General features: G+C 71.2%; 19 protein-coding genes. 12 read left to right on the top strand and 7 right to left on the bottom strand.

Annotated elements, in window-relative coordinates; genetic code table 11:
* Nucleotides 1-96: 96 nt before the first annotated feature.
* The gene (locus tag AB0P25_RS15205; RefSeq protein WP_363808415.1) at nucleotides 97-975 is read right to left on the bottom strand and encodes an oxidoreductase; all 879 of its coding nucleotides are present in this window, start codon (nucleotides 973-975) and stop codon (nucleotides 97-99) included.
* Between the two features lie 101 nt (nucleotides 976-1,076).
* Here AB0P25_RS15205 and AB0P25_RS15200 point away from each other — a divergent pair, with 101 nt between their 5' ends.
* From AB0P25_RS15200 to AB0P25_RS15190, 3 genes are read left to right on the top strand one after another with little or no spacing between them, the layout of a single operon-like run.
* Nucleotides 1,077-1,943, top strand: a complete 867-nt coding sequence (locus tag AB0P25_RS15200) for a helix-turn-helix transcriptional regulator (RefSeq protein WP_363808413.1) — start codon at nucleotides 1,077-1,079, stop codon at nucleotides 1,941-1,943.
* A gap of 49 nt (nucleotides 1,944-1,992) precedes the next feature.
* Nucleotides 1,993-4,572 (top strand): DUF4062 domain-containing protein, encoded by a 2,580-nt coding sequence (locus tag AB0P25_RS15195; RefSeq protein ID WP_363808412.1) that lies wholly within the window; start codon nucleotides 1,993-1,995, stop codon nucleotides 4,570-4,572.
* The gene (locus tag AB0P25_RS15190; RefSeq protein ID WP_363808410.1) at nucleotides 4,569-5,384 is read left to right on the top strand and encodes a hypothetical protein; all 816 of its coding nucleotides are present in this window, start codon (nucleotides 4,569-4,571) and stop codon (nucleotides 5,382-5,384) included. Before AB0P25_RS15195 ends, AB0P25_RS15190 begins: the two co-directional genes overlap by 4 nt.
* Here AB0P25_RS15190 and AB0P25_RS15185 read toward each other — a convergent pair.
* Nucleotides 5,376-5,771, bottom strand: coding sequence for a type II toxin-antitoxin system VapC family toxin (locus AB0P25_RS15185; RefSeq protein WP_363809319.1), 396 nt, complete (start codon nucleotides 5,769-5,771; stop codon nucleotides 5,376-5,378). The two genes, AB0P25_RS15190 and AB0P25_RS15185, sit on opposite strands and share 9 nt — an antisense overlap.
* 17 nt (nucleotides 5,772-5,788) lie before the next feature.
* On the bottom strand, nucleotides 5,789-6,037 hold the full coding sequence (locus AB0P25_RS15180) for a type II toxin-antitoxin system Phd/YefM family antitoxin (RefSeq protein ID WP_363808409.1): 249 nt from the start codon (nucleotides 6,035-6,037) through the stop codon (nucleotides 5,789-5,791).
* A gap of 151 nt (nucleotides 6,038-6,188) precedes the next feature.
* Between AB0P25_RS15180 and hpaH the strand changes: the two genes are divergently transcribed.
* From hpaH to AB0P25_RS15140, 8 genes are all read left to right on the top strand, one after another.
* On the top strand, nucleotides 6,189-6,974 hold the full coding sequence (hpaH, locus tag AB0P25_RS15175; RefSeq protein WP_363808408.1) for a 2-oxo-hept-4-ene-1,7-dioate hydratase: 786 nt from the start codon (nucleotides 6,189-6,191) through the stop codon (nucleotides 6,972-6,974).
* Nucleotides 6,959-7,768 (top strand): HpcH/HpaI aldolase/citrate lyase family protein, encoded by an 810-nt coding sequence (locus tag AB0P25_RS15170; protein WP_363808406.1) that lies wholly within the window; start codon nucleotides 6,959-6,961, stop codon nucleotides 7,766-7,768. The genes hpaH and AB0P25_RS15170 overlap by 16 nt, the downstream gene beginning before the upstream one ends.
* Nucleotides 7,769-7,853: 85 nt before the next feature.
* A complete protein-coding gene (locus AB0P25_RS15165) occupies nucleotides 7,854-9,287 on the top strand; it encodes a fumarylacetoacetate hydrolase family protein (RefSeq protein WP_363808405.1) in 1,434 nt (477 codons plus the stop codon).
* Nucleotides 9,269-9,949, top strand: a complete 681-nt coding sequence (locus tag AB0P25_RS15160; protein WP_363808404.1) for a GntR family transcriptional regulator — start codon at nucleotides 9,269-9,271, stop codon at nucleotides 9,947-9,949. The genes AB0P25_RS15165 and AB0P25_RS15160 overlap by 19 nt, the downstream gene beginning before the upstream one ends.
* A 27-nt stretch (nucleotides 9,950-9,976) precedes the next feature.
* On the top strand, nucleotides 9,977-11,524 hold the full coding sequence (gene hpaE, locus AB0P25_RS15155) for a 5-carboxymethyl-2-hydroxymuconate semialdehyde dehydrogenase (protein WP_363808403.1): 1,548 nt from the start codon (nucleotides 9,977-9,979) through the stop codon (nucleotides 11,522-11,524).
* Between the two features lie 41 nt (nucleotides 11,525-11,565).
* Nucleotides 11,566-12,699, top strand: coding sequence for a 3,4-dihydroxyphenylacetate 2,3-dioxygenase (gene hpaD / locus AB0P25_RS15150; RefSeq protein WP_363808402.1), 1,134 nt, complete (start codon nucleotides 11,566-11,568; stop codon nucleotides 12,697-12,699).
* Between the two features lie 40 nt (nucleotides 12,700-12,739).
* A complete protein-coding gene (locus tag AB0P25_RS15145; RefSeq protein WP_363808401.1) occupies nucleotides 12,740-13,183 on the top strand; it encodes a hypothetical protein in 444 nt (147 codons plus the stop codon).
* A gap of 19 nt (nucleotides 13,184-13,202) precedes the next feature.
* Nucleotides 13,203-14,033, top strand: a complete 831-nt coding sequence (locus AB0P25_RS15140) for a hypothetical protein (RefSeq protein WP_363808400.1) — start codon at nucleotides 13,203-13,205, stop codon at nucleotides 14,031-14,033.
* Between the two features lie 9 nt (nucleotides 14,034-14,042).
* Here AB0P25_RS15140 and AB0P25_RS15135 read toward each other — a convergent pair whose 3' ends face one another.
* Genes AB0P25_RS15135 through AB0P25_RS15125 form a run of 3 tightly spaced genes read right to left on the bottom strand, consistent with a single transcriptional unit; the run spans nucleotide 14,043 to nucleotide 15,995 of the window.
* Nucleotides 14,043-15,170 (bottom strand): FAD-dependent oxidoreductase, encoded by a 1,128-nt coding sequence (locus AB0P25_RS15135; protein WP_363808399.1) that lies wholly within the window; start codon nucleotides 15,168-15,170, stop codon nucleotides 14,043-14,045.
* Between the two features lie 41 nt (nucleotides 15,171-15,211).
* A complete protein-coding gene (locus AB0P25_RS15130; RefSeq protein ID WP_363808397.1) occupies nucleotides 15,212-15,550 on the bottom strand; it encodes a hypothetical protein in 339 nt (112 codons plus the stop codon).
* Between the two features lie 49 nt (nucleotides 15,551-15,599).
* On the bottom strand, nucleotides 15,600-15,995 hold the full coding sequence (locus tag AB0P25_RS15125; RefSeq protein WP_363808396.1) for a VOC family protein: 396 nt from the start codon (nucleotides 15,993-15,995) through the stop codon (nucleotides 15,600-15,602).
* A 74-nt stretch (nucleotides 15,996-16,069) separates the two neighbouring features.
* Between AB0P25_RS15125 and AB0P25_RS15120 the strand changes: the two genes are divergently transcribed.
* A complete protein-coding gene (locus AB0P25_RS15120) occupies nucleotides 16,070-16,399 on the top strand; it encodes a hypothetical protein (protein WP_363808394.1) in 330 nt (109 codons plus the stop codon).
* A 21-nt stretch (nucleotides 16,400-16,420) separates the two neighbouring features.
* On the opposite strand, the gene AB0P25_RS15115 is transcribed toward AB0P25_RS15120, so the two are convergent.
* On the bottom strand, nucleotides 16,421-18,760 hold the full coding sequence (locus tag AB0P25_RS15115; RefSeq protein ID WP_363808392.1) for a cell wall-binding repeat-containing protein: 2,340 nt from the start codon (nucleotides 18,758-18,760) through the stop codon (nucleotides 16,421-16,423).
* Between the last annotated feature and the right edge of the window lie 45 nt (nucleotides 18,761-18,805).

Genomic DNA, 18,805 nt, shown 5'->3' with positions numbered 1-18,805 from the left:
CGGAATTGCTGACATCATCGTCCGGAGCGGCGCTCCGTGCGGCAATGATATACGATTTCGGATCCGACGCAACGGCCGATTTACACATCCCGTTCGTCAGCCGATCGCGTCCAGTTCTCGCACCGCATCCTCCGGCAGTTCGAGCGCAGCGGCGGCGATGTTGTCGCGCAGATGCGCCACCGACGACGTGCCGGGGATCAGCAGCAGGTTGGGCGACCGCTGAAGCAGCCAGGCGAGCGCGACGGCCAGCGGCGTCGTCTCGAGCCGTGCGGCGACCGCGGCCAGCTCGCCGGACTGCAACGGGCTGAAGCCGCCGAGGGGGAAGTACGGCACGTACGCGATCCCCTCGCGCGCCGTCTGCTCGATGAGGGCATCGTCGTGCCGGTTGGCGATGTTGTAGAAGTTCTGCACGGTGACCACCGGAGCGATCGTCTGAGCCTCGGCGAGCTGGTCCGCGGACACGGTGCTCAGCCCGAGGTGCCGGATGAGTCCTTCGCGCTGCAGATCGGCCAGCGCGCCGAACTGCTCGGCGAGCGACCCTGGCTCCGGGCGGTCGAAGCCGCCCACCCGCAGGTTGACCACGTCGAGCGCGTCGAGCCCGAGCGAGCGGAGGTTCTGGTGCACCTGGTCGCGCAGCTGCTGCGGCGAGCGCGCATGCGGCCAGCCGCCGTCAGCGTCGCGTTCGGCGCCGACCTTCGTGACGATGTGCAGCTGCCCGGGATAGGGCGCCAACGCCTCGCGGATCAGTTCGTTGGTGACGTGGGGCCCGTAGAACTCGGCGGTGTCGATGTGGGTGATCCCCGCCTCCACGACGGCGCGCAGCACGGCGATGGCCTCGTCGCGGTCGGCCGGCGGCCCGAAGACGCCGGGGCCGGCGAGCTGCATGGCGCCGTAGCCGACGCGCGTGAGGTCGAGGTCTCCCACGCGGTAGGTGCCGCCGGGGAGGGTGGAGAGGGTGTGTTCGGAATCGGTCATGCCTCCACTCTGCGCGTCGGTCAAGCACACAGGGAGTGCCGCGGCGATCCTGGGGATGAGAGGGCCTGGCTACGACCTGTGGACACTTCTAGACTCGCCCCGTGCCCACCCGTTCCGATCCCAACTCTCTCGGCGAATACCTCCGCGCCCGCCGCGAGCTGGTCGATCCGGCGGCCGTCGGACTCCGGGTCACCGGTGTGCGCCGCACCCCGGGTCTGCGCCGGGAGGAGGTCGCGACGCTGGCCGGGATCAGCGCCGATTACTACCTGCGGCTCGAGCAGGGGCGGGACCGGCACCCGTCCACCCAAGTGCTCACCGCCTTGGCCCGCGTCTTCGACCTCGACCCCGACGCGACCGCCTACCTGCTGAGCCTGGCCGATCCGCAACCGCCCGCGGCCCGCCGCGCCGCCCGCCGCACGGTCCCGAAGGGGATCCTCCAGCTCCTCGACTCGCTGGAGCTCCCCGCTTTCGTCGAGGACCGGATGTTCGACGTGCTCGCCGCGAACCCCCTCGCCACCGCCCTCTCCCCCGCCATCGCGCCCGGGATGAACCGCCTGCGGTCGCTGTTCCTCGACGACGCCGAGCGTGCGCTCTACCCGGACTGGGAGCAGGCGACCGCCGGCCTCATCGCGTCGTTCCGCGCCTCGATCGGCAGCGACGTCGCCGACCCGCGGATCGCCCAGCTGGTCGGCGAGCTCTCCCTGCGCAGCGAGCACTTCCGCCGGCTGTGGGCGCGTCACGATGTGCGCGGGCTGGGCGGCGGCGCCGCGCGGCTCGACCATCCGAGTCTCGGGATGCTGGAGCTCAGCCGCGAGAAGCTGCCGATCGGCGACTCGGGCGGCCAGCTGCTCGTGATCTACCACGCCGAGCCGGGGTCGGCGTCCGCGGCGGCGATCCGCACCCTGCGTGACGAGTCGGAACGCGGCCGGACGGAGCCCGCCGACGGCCGTCGATTGCGGGCGAAGTAGCGTATCCGCCCCCTGTTGCACGCCCCGGTGGGTGCCTCACAATGCGGGCATGACTCCGGGGCCACCCGTGATCCGGACACCCGACCAGCGGCTGCGGATCTTCGTCAGTTCGACCCTCAAGGAGCTCGCCGCCGAACGCCGCGCGGCGCGCTCCGCGATCGAGCGTCTGCACCTCGCCCCGGTGATGTTCGAGCTCGGCGCGCGCCCGCATCCACCGCGTGAGCTGTACCGCGCCTACCTGGAGCAGAGCGACGTCTTCGTGGGTCTGTACTGGGAGCGTTACGGCTGGGTCGCGCCGGACGAACAGGTGTCCGGGTTGGAGGACGAGTACAACCTGTGCCCGCCCGACCTCCCCCGGCTCATCTACATCAAGGACCCGGCCCCGGCCCGGGAGGAGCGGCTGACGGAGCTGCTGGGGCGCATCCGGAACGACGACCACGCCTCGTTCAAGTACTTCGAGTCCGCCGGGGAGCTGGAGGTGCTGCTGGAGGCGGACCTGGCGGTGCTGCTCGCCGAGCGGTTCGAGCTCAGCCGGGCGGTCGCCTCGTCGCCCACGACCGCCGGCACCGCTCCCGCACCCGCGCCGTCAGCTGCGACGTCGCTCCCCGTGCCACTGACCCGCCTGGTGGGACGCGAGGACGACATCGCCGCCGTGCGCCGGATGCTCGACGAGGGCGCGCGGCTGGTCACCGTCCTCGGCCCCGGCGGGATCGGCAAGACCCGCCTCGCGATCGCTGCGGCGGGCGACATGGCGGCCCACTTCCCGGACGGGTCGGTGTTCGTCGACCTCGCGCCCGTCCACGACAGCGCCGGGCTCACCCGCGCCCTCGCCCGGGCACTCGGTGTCCGGGACACCGGCGATGCGCCCCTCGACGACAAGGTGACCACCGCCCTCCGCGACCGCCGCCTGCTGCTCGTGCTGGACAACTTCGAGCAGGCGCTCGCCGCGGCGCCCGCCGTCACGGCCCTCCTCGCGGCCGCCCCCGGCGTCGCCGCCCTGGTCACGAGCCGGTCGCTCCTGCGGGTGGGAGGCGAGCGCAGCTACGACCTCGGCCCGCTCCCCGACGGCGACGCGGTGGCGTTGTTCGTGGAGCGCGCGCACGCCGTGCGCCCCGACTTCGAGGTCACCGCGTCGAACGCCGCCGACGTCGAGCGGATCTGCGCGGCGCTCGACCGCGTCCCCCTCGCCGTGGAGCTCGCCGCCGCACGCATCCGGGTGCTGCCGCCCGCCGAGCTGGCGCGCCGCCTCGACCGCCGGCTTCCCCTTCTGGTCGGGGGCGCCCGCGACCTCCCCGAGCGGCAGCGGACGCTGCGGGCGACCATCGACTGGAGCGTGCAGCTGCTCGAACCATCCGAGCGGGTGGCGCTCTCCCGGCTCGGCGTGTTCGAGGGCGGCTTCAGCCTGGAGGCGGCGGAGTCCGTCGTCGCGGCCACCGTCGACTCCGGAGCGGATGACGCCGACACGCTCTCGTGCCTGGCCGCACTGGTCGACAACAGCCTCGTCCGCCAGCACGACGACGTGGAGACGCCGCGCTTCTCGCTGCTCGCCACGGTCCGCGAGTACGCGCTCGAGCAGCTGGAGAAGGAGGGCGCGCTCGCACGGACCCGAGACGCGCACGCGGCGTACTACCTCGCGCTCGGCGACCGCGCCGACCCCGAGCTGGAGGGCGCCGGGCAGCACGCCTGGGTCATGCGGCTGGCCGATGACACGGGCAACCTGCGGGCCGCGGTCCGGCACCTGCTCGACCAGCGCGACTGGGAGCGCGCCGCCCACCTCGCCTGGAGCCTCTACGTCTACTGGTGGGTCTCCGGCCTTCTCGGTGAGGTGCGCGGCTGGATGGAGCGGCCGCTCGCGAGCGGGGACCCCCTGGACGACCGGACGCGCGCCATCGCCCTCTACTTCACGCAGGCGATCGCGTTCTGGCAGGACCACGGCGGTACCGTCGTCGAGAAGCTGACGGAGAGCGCCGACCTCTTCCACCGCGCCGAGGACCCCGACGGCGAAGCGCTCGCACTCATCTCCGTGGCGCTGGCGATGCTGGCGTCGGCCGAACCCGACCCCACCGCCGCCGACGGGGCGATGGCGACGAGCCTCGGCCTGTTCCGTGACGGCGGCGACCGCTGGGGCCAGGCGATGGCGCACGTCATGCTGGGCCGCGTCGCGCTGCTCCGGCAGCAGGTGGATGCGGCGCTCGCCCAGTTCGAGGAGAGCCTGACCCTGGCGCGCGACAACGGCGACGAGCTCGGGGTGACGATCGCGCAGCACCACCGCGGCTGGGCGCGCCTGCTGCTCGGCGACCCGGCCGGCGCGACCTCCGACTTCGCCGGGTGCCTGGCGTTGTCCGTCCGGCTCGGACACGTGGAGGGCGTCGCCTACGGTTTGGAGGGCATGGTCGCCGTCGCCGCGCTCGCGGGCGACGTGCGGCGCGCGGGCCACCTGCTCGGCGCGGTGCGCACCCTGCGCGAGCGCACGGGCCTGCACAACGCTCCGGCGTTCTCGTTCCACCAGCTGTTCGTCGACCAGATGCTCGCGGCCGGTGCCGACCGTGACGCCTTCGACGCGGCGGTGACCGAGGGTCGGGGCCTGGCCGTCGAGGACGCCGTGGCCGAGGCGCAGGGACACGCGTGAGCGACCGCATCCACCCCTACACGCGCGTCGTGGGCGCGATCATCATCCCGTTCCTGGTGGCGGCGTTCGTGCTGCTCTATCCCCTCGCCGACACGACCGACGCGCTGTTCGCCTGGACCATCCTGCCGCCGATCACAGCGATGCTGCTCGGCAGCGCGTACGCCGGGGGGATCGTGTTCTTCGCGCACGTCGTCCGCCCGAACACCTGGCGGTCGGTGCGCCACGGGTTTCCGGCGGTGCTGCTGTTCGCGACCCTGCTCGCCGTGGCGACGTTTCTGCACTGGGACCGCTTCCATTTCGGCTTCCTGTCGTTCAACGTCTGGGTCACGCTGTACGTGACGACGCCGTTCCTCATCCTCGTGGCGATGATCCTCAACCGCGGGGAGGACGACCGATCGCCGTCGCCGCGGGAGGTGGTCCTGCCCGCGTGGGTGCGCATCCTGCTCGCGTTGATCGGGATCGGGTCCCTCGTCACCGGGCTGGTGCTGTTCGCCGCGCCGCAGGTCGGCATCTCGGTGTGGGCGTGGCCGCTGACGCCCTTGACGGCCCGGGTGTGCGGCGCCATCCTGACGCTGCCCGGGATGGTGAACCTCTGGATGCTCGGCGACGCCCGGTGGAGCGCGTTCCGGCAGATCTTCCAGGCGCAGCTGCTGGCGCTCGCGCTGATGCTGCTCGCGCTCGCGCTGCGCGGCGGCGAGCTGCTGTGGTCGCGGCCGTCGGCGCCACTGTTCGCGGGCGGGCTGGCGGTGTCGCTGGTGGCGTACGCGGCGCTGTACGGGTGGGCGGAGGCGCGGCGGCGGCGTTCAGCGTGATTGCCACGGGTCGAACAGCGGGACATCGAAGCGCTCGAAGTCCCGCGCGTTTCGGGTTACCACAGCCAGCCCTGCCACCTCGGCGGTCGCAGCGATGATCGCGTCCGCCTCGGGGCAAGGGTCCGGAACGTGGTATCCGGCCGCCACGGTCGCCACCTCGTGGTCGACGGGGAGGATCCGGTCTGCGAACTGGTCCACCACCTCGTCCACCCAGTGACGCAGGCGATCGCCTTGAACGGGATCGGTCCGCGCCTTGAGCGCAGCTCCACGTTCGATCTCGAATACCGTCATGGCAGAGATGTACAGCGAATAGGCGTTCTGAGCCTCCAACCAGCGCACCACTCGTGGATCCGACCGCTGGGGTCGCCTCGTCACGGACAACACCATCGTGTCCAGGAGGAACTTCACAGTTCGACGTCCCTGGCCGCGAGCGCCGCTCGCGGGAATTCGACGTCGAAGTCGCTCTCCGGATCGTCCTGCCGCAGGATGTCGACGATGTTCTTCTGCCGTCCTGTCATCCGCTCGAAGTCGGCATAGGTGAGGAGAACATAGGCCGGCTCACCCCGATCGGTGATGATGAGCGGTTCCGTCGTCGCGCTGCGCTTCGCCGCCGACACGTCGTGATTGAACTCTCGCGCTGTGATGATCGCCATGGCGTACCTCCTGATGGTGCTAGGTAGGTACAACGCTGGCACGTCCGGCGCGCCGCCATTTCCGCATGGCCGCAATAGGCAACCGCGCCCGGATGATATACGATCCATCGCGGGGCCTCACGCCCCTCCTCCGACGTCGAAGGGAGCCCGCGTGCTCGACAGCCCGACCATCCAGGCGATCGCGGATGAGCTCGCCGCGGCGGAACGCGACCGGACCACGGTTCCGTTGCCGACCGCCCGCCACCCGGAGATGACCGTCGAGGACTCGTACGCCGTCCAGCGCGTCTGGGTCGAGCGCGGGCTCGCCCGCGGGCGGCGGCTGGTGGGCCGCAAGATCGGGCTCACCTCGAAGGTCATGCAGCAGGCGACCGGCATCACCGAGCCCGACTACGGCGCGATCTTCGCCGACATGGTGTACGAGACCGGTTCGGTCATCCCCTTCGATCAGTTCTCGAACGTGCGCATCGAGGTCGAGTTGGCGTTCGTGCTGCGCGAGGCGCTGGAGGGGCCGGACGTCACCCTCTACGACGTCCTGGACGCGACGAAGTACGTCGTGCCCGCGCTCGAGATCCTGTCGTCCCGCATCGAGCTGCAGGGCCGCACCATAGTCGACACCATCTCGGACAACGCGGCGATGGGCGGCATGGTCGTCGGCGGTCGCCCTGTCGCGGTGGACGCCGTCGACCTGCGCTGGGTGAGCGCCCTGCTCTACCGCAACGAGACGATCGAGGAGTCGGGCGTCGCCGCCGCCGTGCTCGACCACCCCGCCACCGGCGTCGCGTGGCTGGCGAACAAGCTCGCCCAGCACGGGACGCGCCTCGAGGCCGGCGACATCGTCCTCGCCGGGTCGTTCACCCGCCCGATGTGGGTGGAGCGCGGCGACACCGTCCACGCCGACTACGGAACCCTGGGAGCCGTCACATGCCGATTCGTCTAGACCCGACGCCCACCTTCGCCGACCGGCTCCGCGCAGCGGATCGGACGCTGTTCGGGATGTGGTCGTGCGGCGGGAGCGCGCTGGCTGCGGAGATCTGCGCGGGCAGCGGACTCGACATCGTCCTCATCGACGGCGAGCACTCCCCCGTCGGGCTGGAGTCGATCCTCGCCCAGCTGCAGGCGGTCGCCGCCTACCCGGCCGTCCCTGTGGTCCGTGCGCCGTACGGCGACACCGTCGTGATCAAGCAGCTGCTCGACCTGGGCGCGCAGAACATCCTGGTGCCGATGGTCGACAGCGTGGAGCAGGCGGAGGCGATGGTCCGTGCCGTGCGCTACCCGCCGCAGGGCGTGCGCGGTGTAGGCAGCGCGCTTGCGCGCTCGTCGCGCTGGAGCCGCATCCCGGACTACCTCGCCCGCGCGAGCGAACTGGTGTCGCTGACCGTGCAGATCGAGACCGCGGAGGGTCTGGAGGCGGCTGCGCGGATCGCGGCGGTCGACGGCGTGGATGCGCTGCTCGTCGGGCCCGCGGACCTCGCCGCGTCGATGGGCCTGCTCGGGCAGCAGAACCATCCGGACGTCGTCGCCGCCGTCGAGCGCGTCATCGAGGCGGGGCGCGCGGCCGGGACGCCTGTGGGCGTGAACGCGTTCGACCCGGCGACGGCCGACCGGTACGCCGCGGCCGGCGCCGCGTACGTGCTGGTGGGCTCCGACGTGACCCTGCTGGCGCGGGCGTCGGAGGCGCTGGCGGACCGCTTCATCGGCGACTCCGGCGGCCCCGCCCCGGCCGCCTATTGACTGCATTGCCGCACCGACGCAGATCGTATACAATCCTGAATACAGTCCTCCCGGACCTTCCCCGACGACGAGGAGCACCACGCACGTGACCGACATCAGCCGCCCCGGCAAGATCATCGCCGTGCATCTGAACTACCGGTCCCGAGCCGCACAGCGGGGCCGGACCCCGGCCCAGCCGTCGTACTTCTTCAAGCCGTCCTCCTCCGTCGCTGTCACCGGCGGCGAGCTCGAGCGCCCCGCGGGGACGGAACTGCTCGCCTTCGAGGGCGAGATCGCACTCATCATCGGCCGGCTCACCCGCCGCGTCTCTCCGGAGGACGGCTGGGCGGCCGTCTCAGGCGTCACCGCCGCCAACGACTTCGGGCTCTACGACCTGCGCGCGGCCGACAAGGGCTCGAACGTCCGCTCCAAGGGCGGCGACGGGTTCACCCCGCTCGGGCCGACTGTGCTCGCCGCGGCCGACCTCGATCCCGACGCCCTCCGCGTCCGCACCTGGCTGAACGGCGAGCTGGTCCAGGACGGCACGACCGTCGACCTCCTCTTCCCCTTCGGCCGCCTCGTCGCCGACCTGTCGCAGCTCATGACGCTCGAGCCGGGCGACGTCATCCTGACCGGAACCCCGGCCGGCTCGTCCGTGACCGAACCCGGCGACACGGTCGAGGTCGAAGTGGATGCGCCCACCGCGCCGGGCGCGCCGAGCACCGGCCGCCTGGTCACCCGCATCACCGCGGGCAGCATCCCGTTCGGCGACTTCGGGACGAGGCCCAGCGTGGACGAGACGCAGCGCGCGGAGGCTTGGGGCACTCAGCCAGAACCGGCCTGGACGTTGACCGACGACCTGCGCGCCAAGCTCGCATCCGTCGCCACCGCCACCCTCAGCTCCCAGCTCCGCAAGCGCGGCCTGAACAACGTCAGCATCGACGGCCTCACCTCCACCCGTCCCGACACGAAGGTGGTCGGCACCGCGCGCACGCTCCGCTACGTCCCGAACCGCGAAGACCTCTTCGAGTCCCACGGCGGCGGCTACAACGCCCAGAAGCGCGCCTTCGACGCCGTCGGCCCGGGCGAAGTGCTCGTCATCGAGGCCCGCGGCGAGCGCGGCAGCGGCACCGTCGGCGACGTGCTCGCCCTCCGCGCCCAGGTCAACGGGGCGGCCGGGATCGTCACGGATGGCGGCGTCCGCGACCTGGCCGTGGTGGCCGCCCTCGACATCCCGACGTACCACAACGGCCCGCACCCGGCGGTGCTCGGCCGCAAGCACGTGCCCTGGGACACCGACACCACCATCGCCTGCGGCGGCGCGACCGTCCAACCGGGCGACGTGATCGTGGGCGACGCGGACGGCCTGCTCGTCATCCCGCCCGCGCTGGTCGAGGAGGTCGTGGACGCGGCGATCGAGCAGGAGAGCGAAGAGGAGTACATCGCCGAGCAGGTGGCCGCGGGCCACGCGGTCGACGGGCTGTTCCCGATGAACGCCGAGTGGAAGGAACGGTACCGCGCATGGCGGACCCAGCAGTGAAGACGGTCGCGCCGAGCAAGTCGCAGCTGGCTTACGACTTCATCCGGGCGCGCATCGATGACGGGCGCTACGTGTCGGGCTTCCGGCTCGTGCTCGGGCAGATCGCGGGCGAGCTCGATATCAGCGTCGTGCCCGTGCGCGAGGCCATCCGCCGGCTGGAGGCAGAAGGGCTGGTGACGTTCGAGAAGAACGTCGGCGCCCAGGTCGCCCTGCTGAAGGAGGCCGAGTACACCTGGACGATGGAGACGCTGGCGCTCGTGGAGGGCGCGGCGACCCAGCAGTCGGCCCCGTTCCTCACCCCCGAGCACCTGGAGCGGGCGCGCGCGGTCAACCGCGAGATGATCGCGTGCCTCGACGACTTCATCCCCCACCGCTTCACGCAGCTGAACCAGGAGTTCCACGCGGTGCTGTTCGAGGAGTGCCCCAACCCGCACATCCTCGACCTGGTGCACCGCGGGTGGAACCGGCTGACCGTGCTCCGCGACTCCACCTTCAGCTTCGTGCCCGGCCGGGCGCGCGAGTCGGTCGACGAGCACGAGCACATCCTCACCCTCATCGAGTCCGGCGCTCCCCCGCTGGAGATCGAGCTCGCCGCGCGGAACCACCGCCTGGCCACCCTGGACTCGCTGCAGGCGTACCAGAACGAGCACAAGCAGCACTGACCCACCGATCGGAACGGAGGCCGCGCCATGGCGCAGCACCACATCCCCGCCGGCCTGCCCGACAGGATCAAGCACTTCATCGACGGCGAGTTCGTCGACAGCGTCTCGGAGAAGACCTTCGACGTGCTCGACCCGGTCTCGAACGAGACCTACGTGCAGGCTGCTGCCGGGCAGAAGGAGGACATCGACCTCGCCGTCGCCGCCGCCAGGCGCGCGTTCAAGACCGGGCCCTGGCCGCGGATGAAGCCCCGCGAGCGCGCCCGCGTCCTGAACCGTATCGCCGACGCCGTCGAGGCGCAGGACGCGCGGCTCGCCGAGCTGGAGACGTTCGACACCGGCCTCCCGATCACCCAGGCGCTCGGGCAGGCGCAGCGAGCCGCGGAGAACTTCCGCTTCTTCGCCGACCTGATCGTCGCGCAGGCGGACGACGCCTACAAGGTGCCCGGCAGCCAGCTGAACTACGTCAACCGCAAGCCGATCGGCGTCGCCGGGCTCATCACGCCGTGGAACACGCCGTTCATGCTGGAGAGCTGGAAGCTCGCTCCCGCGCTCGCGACCGGCAACACCGTGGTGCTGAAGCCCGCGGAATTCACGCCGCTGTCGGCATCCCTTTGGGCGACGATCTTCCGCGAGGCGGGCGTGCCGGACGGTGTGTTCAACCTCGTCAACGGCCTCGGCGAGGAGGCCGGGGACGCGCTGGTCAAGCACCCGGATGTGCCGCTGATCTCGTTCACGGGCGAGAGCCGCACCGGGCAGATCATCTTCGCCAACGCGGCGCCCTTCCTGAAAGGTCTGTCGATGGAGCTGGGCGGCAAGTCCCCGGCGGTGGTCTTCGCGGACGCCGACCTGGATGCGGCCATCGACTCCACCCTGTTCGGCGTGTTCTCGCTGAACGGCGAGCGCTGCACCGCCGGGTCGCGAATCCTGGTCGAGCGGCCGATCTACGACGAGTTCCTGACGCGGTACGCCGAGCGGGCGAAGAACATCGTGGTCGGCGACCCGCACGACCCGAAGACCGAGGTCGGAGCTCTCGTCCACCCGGAGCACTACGAGAAGGTCATGTCGTACGTCGAGCTGGGCAAGCAGGAGGGCCGCCTGCTCGCGGGCGGCGGCCGCCCCGACGGGCTCGAGACCGGCAACTACGTCGCGCCGACCGTGTTCGCCGACGTGCCCGCCGACGCCCGCATCTTCCAGGAGGAGATCTTCGGCCCGGTCGTCGCCATCACGCCGTTCGACACCGACGAGGAGGCGCTGGAGCTCGCCAACGGCGTCAAGTACGGCCTCGCCGCCTACATCTGGACCAGCGACCTGGAGCGCGCGCACACCTTCGCCGGGAACGTGGAGGCCGGGATGGTGTGGCTGAACTCCCACAACGTCCGCGACCTCCGCACGCCCTTCGGCGGTGTGAAGGCGTCCGGTCTGGGCCACGAGGGCGGCTACCGCTCCATCGACTTCTATACCGACCAGCAGGCGGTCCACATCACGCTGGGCCCTGTCCACACCGCCCGGTTCGGTGCCACCGTGCACCAGCCGGAGGAGGCGGCCGAGGCCGCCGAGGACGCCGGCGACGCCTGAACCCCAGTCCGAACCACCCTCAGCGCAGAGAGAGCACCACCATGACCATCACCCCCGGCTCCCCCGAGCCCATCGTGACCGCCGGCGACCCGATCCCGGCGCCGACCGACCGCATCCCGACGCCGAAGGCCACCCCGCCGGATGTGGTGCGCTGCGCCTACATGGAGCTGGTCGTCACCGACCTGGCCGCGAGCCGCGAGTTCTACGTCGACGTCCTCGACCTCGTCGTGACCGAGGAGGACGAGGACACCGTGTACCTGCGGTCGATGGAGGAGTTCATCCACCACAACCTCGTGCTGCGGAAAGGCCCGGTCGCGGCCGTCGCCGCGTTCGCGTACCGCGTCCGCACCCCGGAAGACCTCGACCGCGCCGTCGAGTTCTACACCGAGCTCGGCTGCCGCGTGGAGCGTCGTGCGTCGGGCTTCACCAAGGGCGTCGGCGACTCGGTGCGCGTCGAGGACCCCCTCGGCTTCCCGTACGAGTTCTTCTACGAGGTCGAGCACGTCGAGCGCCTGGCCTGGCGCTACGACCTCTACACGCCCGGCGCCCTCGTGCGCATCGACCACTTCAACCAGGTCACGCCCGACGTCCCCCGCGCCGTCGCCTACATGGAAGACCTCGGGTTCCGGGTGACCGAGGACATCCAGGACGAGGCCGGCACCACGTACGCCGCGTGGATGCGCCGCAAGCCGACCGTGCACGACACCGCGATGACCGGAGGCGACGGCCCGCGGATGCACCACGTCGCGTTCGCCACGCACGAGAAGCACAACATCATCGCGATCTGCGACAAGCTCGGCGCCCTCCGCCGCAGCGACTGCATCGAGCGCGGCCCCGGCCGCCACGGCGTCTCCAACGCGTTCTACCTGTACCTGCGCGACCCCGACGGCCACCGCGTCGAGATCTACACGCAGGACTACTACACCGGCGACCCGGACAACCCGGTCGTCACCTGGGACGTGCACGACAACCAGCGCCGCGACTGGTGGGGCAACCCGGTCGTCCCGTCCTGGTACACCGAGGCGTCGCTCGTGCTCGACCTCGACGGCAACCCGCAGCCCCTGACCAGCCGCACCGACGACTCCGAGATGGAGGTCACGATCGGCGCCGACGGCTTCTCGTACACCCGCAAGGGCGACGAGTCGCAGGGCTTCAAGCTCGGCGCGCAGGTCTGACCCGTCGCGCGCAGGGCCGGCGGTCGGCCAGGATGTCGCCATGGGGCGACGCGCGCGGGTGATCGGGGCGGGCGCCGCGATGACGGTCGTCCTCGCTGGCGGCGCCATCGCTCTCGCCGCTGCGGCTCAGTCGGCCGGCATCATCCGGCCCGCGGCCATGTGCCTGCCTGCACCGCTGCACGCGCGTCCCGCCGTGGTGCACCCCGGTGAGACCGTCGTGCTCTCGAGCGGCGCGGCCTCCTGCGATCTCGGCTACGCGCGGGACCGGCTATACGTCGTCGTCCTCCAGCACCGCGAGCTCTCCACGCCGCCGCTGCACGTCGCGGTCGCCCGGGACGGCCGTTTCGAGACCGAGCTGACCGTGCCCGAGACCTTCCCCCGCGGGGACGCGGTGCTGAACGTCACCGGCAGCCCGTACGACGAGTGCGACGACACGGGAAGCCACTCCTGCGCCGGCTACTGGGTGCCCGTCGTCGTGGAGTGAGCACTGATAGGGTCGGCCCATGATCCGTTGGGGGGTGGGTCGCGTCGCCGCGGCCCTGGTCGTGGTCGCTGCCGTGGGGCTGACATCGGGATGCGCGCTGCTCGCGCCGCCCCCGCATCCGTCGCCGACGCCGGCGGCGGTCGACGCGCCGGATGCCCAGCCCGCCGCCGCGTCGTACCCGCAGCTGAAGATGCGCGGTCAGACGATCGCCACCGGGCGCCTCGTGCCCATCGCGCACGACCCGGTGGACGACCCGCGCGCGCAACACCCGCTGACCGGCGCGGTGCGCGTGACGGTGGACGGCGAGGGCACGATCGAGGTGCGGATCAGGCCCGACGATCCGGCCACCGCCGACCTGACGGGCCTCAGCCTCCTCATCACGGGCACGCGGCATGACGGACAGCCGGAGAGCATCCAGACCAATCAGCAGTTCGAGCTGGTGTCAGCGCTGGATCGAACCGAGGCCGACGGGGAACTGGTGATGCCCATCAACGGGCAGTTCACCGCGCTCGGCGATCCCAGCTGGCTGCACTCGATCGAGGAGAGCCTGCAGGGTGACGCGCGGGTCTTCGCCGCCGCGAACCTCACGTGGACGCTGACCTCCCCGTACCCGGGACTTACGGTGAAGGACTCCGGCCTCATACCGTTTGCCCGCGGCAAAGTGCTGACGGAGGACGGCGTGCTCACCACCTACGTGCCCAATCCCTACGACACGATCACGGCGGTGACCCAGCGCTTCGGCATCACCCAGCCGCAGTTCCTCTGGCTGAACCCGTGGATGGTGCAGACCGGCAGCGATCCGGAGCTGAAGTACGGGATCGGCGTCAATCTGGATCCGGCGCGTCGCTGAGGACGTCCCTCACGCGTCGGGCGACGCGACCGGCAGCCGGAACCGCTCCGCCGCGGGCTCGCCGTGCAACGCCAGCCGCGCCAGCACATCGCCGAGCGCGGGCCCGAACTTGAAGCCGTGCCCGGAGAACCCGGTTGCGATGACGACCGGGCCGACGCGGTCGAGCACGAACTCCTCCTGCGGGGTGCTGTCGTAGAGGCAGCTGATCCCCTCCGGGCGCGTGGAGTCGACGCCGGGCACCCAGTCCGCGACGTACCGCTGCAGGCTGGCCAGGCGGTCCGGGTCGATGGTGCGGTCTCGATCGTCCGGGTTCACCTGGGGGCCGACGCCATGGAAGCCGACCTTCACGCCCTCCCCCGGCGTCAGCAGGCCGTACGCGCCGGTGACGCCCTCCTCCGTGGGATGGTGAACGAAGCTCGGCCAGGCCGCCTCGCCGTCCGCGGGGCCGGGCAGCAGCGGGAAGTGCGCCGGCTGCTCCTCGGTGACCCGGACCGTCGGAAGTTCCACGCCCTGCGCGTTCAGGAACGGGCGCAGCAGCTCGGGCGTCCACGATCCGGCCGCGACGACGACGGCGTCGGCGCTGTGGACGCCGTCGGAGGCCGTCACCGTCACGCCGTCGCCCGTCTCGGCGATGTCCGTCACGCGCGTGTCGAACCGCAGGTCCGCTCCGGCGGCCGCCGCGGCGTCGAGCAGCGCCTCGATCGCGTCCGCTGCTCGAAGGCGTCCGCCGCCCGGGCTGAACAGCACGTGCTGCTCGAACCGCAGCCCCGGCCAGCGCGATACCGCCTCGCCCGCGGTCAACCACTCGTAGGGCAGCTCGGCCGCATCCTGGGCTTCGGCGATCGCCGTCAGCGCGGCCAGGTCGCCGTGGTCCAGGGCGCCGGTCGGGTCGAGCAGGCGGCGCCCGCTGACCTGCTCGAGGTGCGTCCATCCCCGAAGCGCCCGGACGGACAGCTCCACGTAGTCCTGCTCGGTGTAGCCGTGCCGGAAGATCCGCGATCCGCCGTGCGACGACCCGCGGTCGTGCCCGCGCTCGAACGCCTCGAGAAGCACCACGGAGGCGCCCTCGCGGGCCAGGGACCAGGCGGTCGCGGCGCCGACCACGCCCGCACCGATGACGATCACACGCGCAGCCATGCCGTCACCCTATCGAGCGGGCTCCCGGCTGTTTCGGTTTGTTAATGCGACCCCAGGTATGAGCCCGACATGCTGAACCCGCCGCGCGGGTCCGGCGACGGCTCCGGTTCGTCGAAACGCGGGTTCGGCTTGCCCGGAAGACTCTGCACGGGCTGGTGGGAACGTCGCGCCGCCAAGATGCCGAGGACGGTCAGCGCCAGCAGCACGGCACCGGCCGCCACGAGCAGCCACCCCGCGACCTCGCCCCGGGTGAGCAGCACGATCCCGAACGGAGCCGTCAGCCACACCCCCAGACCGGCGACGCAGCTGAGCACCACGAACAGCGCGACGCGCCGGCGTCGGCGCTCCTCCCGCTGCAATCCCTCCATCAGTGCGCTCATCGGCGACCACCCCCTTGGGCTCACCCTAGTGGGATCGGGGCCGATTGCGTCAGCGTTCCGACCGCTCGACCACCTCGAAGCGGTTGCCGTCGGGGTCGGAGGCGGCGAACATCGCGGGTACGCCGGGCCAGCGCAGCAGCTCCCCCACATCCACTTTCCGCTCTCTGAGCGTCGCATGCGTGCGCTCGGCGTCGAGGGTTTCGAACCGGATGCCCGTCTCGACCCCTGCCGGAGCGCTGTCGGTCGCGCTGACCAACGAGACCGACACCGCCGAACCGGGAGGTGCCAGCATGATCCAGCGCGCGCCGAGCTGCGGAAGGGGCGCATCCACGAGCACGCCGAAGTCGAGCACGTCGCGGTAGAACGCGAGTGCGCGGTCCTGGTCCGCGACCGGGATGCCGATGGTGTTGACGCCGACGATGCCGGCTCCGTCGCTGTCCGTCATGCCGGTATCCTCCCGCGCCGGACCGGATGCGGGTAGACCGTATATCGGAAGCCGTTCCGACGAAGGGAGAGCCGGTGTCCACCGACCAGTATCACGAGCCGCCGAACGAGCTCGGCGAAGAGACGCGGACGTTCGCCCGCATGTGCGCGAGCCTGTCCGAGGAGGCGGAGGCGATCGGCTGGTACGAGCAGCGCATCGCCGTGGAGAAGGACGAGGTCGCCAAGGCGATCATGCTCGACTCGCTCGCCGAGGAGTACAAGCACTTCAGCATGGAGCTGGAGTTCCTGCTGCGCGCGAAGCAGCAGTGGCGGGAGACCGCGAAGGGGATCCTGTTCCAGGACGGCGACATCGTCCAGCACGGCGAGGAGGCAGAGGAGGACGCGGAGGACGCGCCGGCGGGGTGATCCCCGCCGGCGCGTCCTGGGTCAGTGACCGGTCGGGCGCTCCGTTCCCTGGCTCACGCGCAGGAGCGGGGCGACCGGCTGGCCGGACGCTGCAGAACCGCTGCCGAAGGCCGTGACCTTCTTGCCCGTCACCGGCGCGGACGCCGGGTAGGCCGGGGCGATGACGGACGAGCCGCCGCAGGTCTGGAGCCCGAAGACCGAGCCGTTGAGCACGGTCGTCCCGCCCACCAGGGTGACCTTGGTGGCCCCGAGGAAGTACGTGTCGTCGAGCGTGCGCTGGGGCACGCAGTTCGGCAACGTGATGAACAGCGGCGAGCCGGACGCGCCGGACCACGCGGAGGCTCCCAGCGCGTCGGGGAAGTTGAGTCCGTTCGCCAGGATGACCCGGCTGCTCGTGCTGAACGCCGACTCGACGACCTGCTGCGAGGAGTCGAACCGGTCGGAGCCCGCAAGGTGCACGACGGTCCCGAACCGGGCGAAGTCGGCGACGAGCGACGGCGACATCACGGCCGAGCCTCCGATGACGACGATCTTGCTCGTCCCGAGCGACTGGAGCAGGGACGCGGTGGCCGCGTCCACCGACGTCGCGTTCCCGTTGACCAGCAGCAGCGGAGCATGCAGGCTGCCCGCGGCCCCGCCGGCGCTCAGGGAGTCCGGGAAGTTGAGACCGGTCGACACGTAGACGGTCGGGGCGGTGCTGAACGAGTGCTTGATCACGGCCTGCGACGTGCCGAAGCGGTCGCTGCCGTACACGCGCTTGACGTCCGGCGAGAGCTTCTGCAGGGCCGAGAACACGTCGGCGCCGACGACCGCGGGGCCGCCCACGACGACGATGTGCGCCGGGTTCAGGCGCTTGATCTCATTCGACACGACCGTCGGCAGGTACCCCGGCGCCGTCAGCAGCAGCGGACCGGAGTCCTCCGCCGCGGCCGGACCGCCCGAGAGCGCGTCGGGGAACGAGATGCCGTTCGCCACGTAGACGGTCTTCGCATCGGCCGGGTCGGGATACGACGCCTTCGAGACCTCGACGGAGGTGGCGAAGCGGTCACTGCCCGACGTGCGGTTCACCGTGACGACGCGGAGCGTGTAGGTCTGCGTGACCGAGTCCTTCTCCGCGTCCGTCGCCGTCAGGTCGAACGTGTAGTCGCCCGGCGTGGTGGCCGTGCCGACGATGGTGTCGCCGCTGATCGTCAAGCCGGTGGGGAGCGCCCCCTTGGTGACCGAGAAGGACAGGGACTCGTTGGACCAGGACCATGCCTCGATCTGCTTCAGGTACGACGTTCCCACTGGGACCACGCCGGAGACGCTGCTCAGGAACGAGACCGGCTCCCAGTACCCGTAGATCTTGAAGCCCGAGCCGTACGCCACGGTGTTCGTGAAGACGTCGATGGCGACATGCGGCGCGGTGGCCGGCGCGACGGGGGTGCTCGCGGTGGCGGCGGTGCCGGTGACCGTGTCGACCGCGGCCATCTGCGCGTTGTTGAAGGCGATCACCGTCTGAGTGGTCGGATCGGTGCCCAGGGCCTGCACCCCGGCGCCGTAGCCGGTCGGCAACACGACGGGGGTTCCCGCCGTCAGAGTCGGCCCGTCGATGACGCTCAGCGTGGAGAGCGACGTGAAGCCGACGTAGGCCTTGTGGTGGGCGGCGTCGACGGTGAGCGCCGACGGGGGTGCCGTCGGGAGGGACACCTTGGAGACGGTGGACGACGCCTCGTCGACGACTGCGACCTTCGGCCCGGCCGCGTCGATCGCGTAGAGAGTCCCGGCCGACGCGTCGACGTCGACGCGCGTCAGCGTCCCGCCGACCGTGATGGGGGTGCCGACGGCGAGCGTCGCCTCGTTCACGGGCACGATGGTCCCGTCGGTCCCGGTCGCCACGAACACCGTCGCGGTGCTGTGGTCGACGGTCAGATCGCGGACATCGCCCGCGACTGTCGCTGTGCCGGTGACCGTGTTCGTGCGCTCGTCGATCCGGTAGAGCTTGTGCTGTCCCGCGTCGAGCGTCCACACCAGCGCCCGCCTCGCATCCACAGCCAGCAGCGGGCTGCCGGCGGTGGGGAGCGGCACCGAGCCGATCACATCACCCGAGAACTCGTCCACGATCGTCACCTGACCGGGGACGGCGGCGAAGGCCTGAGCGGTGTACGAGTCGACGGCGACGTCCGTGAGGGTGCCTACCGTGCTGTCGAATGCATTCCACCAGACGCCGTTGCCGGGGCTCGCCGAGGCGGGCGCCACGCCGAGCGCGGCGAGCCCGGTGGCGGCGAGTGCGGCGATGGTCAGTGCAGCGACGGAGCGCCGACGGGGATGCGCCGTTCCGGATCGATCGACGACGGGGACGGAGGCGGCGCGATCACGCAACGGCGGCTCACTTTCGGGAAGGGCTCGCTTCTGAGAGCGCGAGCA

Source organism: Leifsonia sp. NPDC077715, assembly GCF_040686855.1.
Classification (GTDB): Bacteria; Actinomycetota; Actinomycetes; order Actinomycetales; family Microbacteriaceae; genus Leifsonia.
The sequence above is the reverse complement of the archived record's forward strand: the minus strand, read 5'-3'. Positions and strand labels throughout refer to the sequence as shown.

What these genes read in the sequence shown, in the direction of transcription:
- AB0P25_RS15130 (WP_363808397.1), bottom strand. Translation starts at nt 15,550, where the DNA reads ATGAGCGCACTGATGGAGGGATTGCAGCGGGAGGAGCGCCGACGCCGG.
- AB0P25_RS15160 (WP_363808404.1), top strand. Translation starts at nt 9,269, where the DNA reads ATGGCGGACCCAGCAGTGAAGACGGTCGCGCCGAGCAAGTCGCAGCTG.
- AB0P25_RS15135 (WP_363808399.1), bottom strand. Translation starts at nt 15,170, where the DNA reads ATGGCTGCGCGTGTGATCGTCATCGGTGCGGGCGTGGTCGGCGCCGCG.
- AB0P25_RS15205 (WP_363808415.1), bottom strand. Translation starts at nt 975, where the DNA reads ATGACCGATTCCGAACACACCCTCTCCACCCTCCCCGGCGGCACCTAC.
- hpaD (WP_363808402.1), top strand. Translation starts at nt 11,566, where the DNA reads ATGACCATCACCCCCGGCTCCCCCGAGCCCATCGTGACCGCCGGCGAC.
- AB0P25_RS15195 (WP_363808412.1), top strand. Translation starts at nt 1,993, where the DNA reads ATGACTCCGGGGCCACCCGTGATCCGGACACCCGACCAGCGGCTGCGG.
- AB0P25_RS15145 (WP_363808401.1), top strand. Translation starts at nt 12,740, where the DNA reads ATGGGGCGACGCGCGCGGGTGATCGGGGCGGGCGCCGCGATGACGGTC.
- AB0P25_RS15125 (WP_363808396.1), bottom strand. Translation starts at nt 15,995, where the DNA reads ATGACGGACAGCGACGGAGCCGGCATCGTCGGCGTCAACACCATCGGC.
- AB0P25_RS15185 (WP_363809319.1), bottom strand. Translation starts at nt 5,771, where the DNA reads ATGGTGTTGTCCGTGACGAGGCGACCCCAGCGGTCGGATCCACGAGTG.
- AB0P25_RS15170 (WP_363808406.1), top strand. Translation starts at nt 6,959, where the DNA reads ATGCCGATTCGTCTAGACCCGACGCCCACCTTCGCCGACCGGCTCCGC.
- AB0P25_RS15180 (WP_363808409.1), bottom strand. Translation starts at nt 6,037, where the DNA reads ATGGCGATCATCACAGCGCGAGAGTTCAATCACGACGTGTCGGCGGCG.
- hpaE (WP_363808403.1), top strand. Translation starts at nt 9,977, where the DNA reads ATGGCGCAGCACCACATCCCCGCCGGCCTGCCCGACAGGATCAAGCAC.
- AB0P25_RS15140 (WP_363808400.1), top strand. Translation starts at nt 13,203, where the DNA reads ATGATCCGTTGGGGGGTGGGTCGCGTCGCCGCGGCCCTGGTCGTGGTC.